Origin of the sequence: Alicyclobacillus suci, from assembly GCF_017329615.1 — a bacterium.
Lineage (GTDB): Bacteria > Bacillota > Bacilli > Alicyclobacillales > Alicyclobacillaceae > Alicyclobacillus > Alicyclobacillus suci.
This window is the reverse complement of record NZ_JAFMTW010000127.1, coordinates 1-1088: the sequence shown is the minus strand read 5'-3', so window position 1 is coordinate 1088 and position 1088 is coordinate 1. Positions and strand designations below refer to the sequence as shown.

Below are 1088 nucleotides of genomic sequence, written 5' to 3'. Positions count from 1 at the left end.
TGCTTCCTGCTGGCTCCCTGCAGGTTGCCCCCAACAGCCCCTCGACCCCGCATGCGCATCGACTGCAGTCTGTACCACGCATCCGGTTTAGGCTTCTCCGCTTTCGCTCGCCACTACTCACGGAATCGCATTCGCTTTCTCTTCCTCGAGGTACTTAGATGTTTCAGTTCCCTCGGTTGCCCCCGTACACCTATGTATTCAGTGTACGGTACTAGCGCTTCTCACTAGCAGGTTTCCCCATTCGGACATCCACGGCTCAATGCTCGCTTACAGCTCCCCGTGGCATTTCGGTGTTCGCCCCGTCCTTCTTCGGCTCTTGGCGCCTAGGCATCCTCCGTGCGCTCTTCCTAACTTCACCGTTTGACTCCATGACCCGCTTACGCCAGTCACTTCATCCGTTACATCCGGCTTTTGTTCACCTGTTACTCGCATTTCGGTTACCGGTTTACTTTTCGAGGTTGTTCCATATTCAGTTGCCAAGGTACTTGAGTTCACCTTGTCTCACTTGAGACGCTGGCTCCCTCAAAACCAAACACACACGGCCTAAAAGCCTTGTTTCTCCGTAGAAAGGAGGTGATCCAGCCGCACCTTCCGATACGGCTACCTTGTTACGACTTCACCCCAATCATCAACCCCACCTTCGGCGGCTGGCTCCATCATGGTTACCTCACCGACTTCGGGTGTTGCCGACTCTCGTGGTGTGACGGGCGGTGTGTACAAGGCCCGGGAACGGATTCACCGCGGCATGCTGATCCGCGATTACTAGCAATTCCGGCTTCATGCAGGCGAGTTGCAGCCTGCAATCCGAACTACGAACGGCTTTTTAGGTTTGGCTCCACCTCGCGGCTTCGCTTCCCGTTGTACCGCCCATTGTAGCACGTGTGTAGCCCAGGACATAAAGGGCATGATGATTTGACGTCATCCCCGCCTTCCTCCGACTTACGCCGGCAGTCACCTGTGAGTCCCCACCATCACGTGCTGGTAACACAGATCAAGGGTTGCGCTCGTTGCGGGACTTAACCCAACATCTCACGACACGAGCTGACGACAACCATGCACCACCTGTCTCCTCTGCCCCAAAGGGAAGG

At 55.9% G+C, this 1088-nt stretch carries 2 rRNA genes; both read right to left on the bottom strand.

The features are described from left to right. Window positions 1-358 (bottom strand): 23S ribosomal RNA (locus J3482_RS20080); the annotation flags it as partial. 208 nt (window positions 359-566) lie between these two features. Beyond that, window positions 567-1088, bottom strand: a 16S ribosomal RNA gene (locus tag J3482_RS20075); the annotation flags it as partial.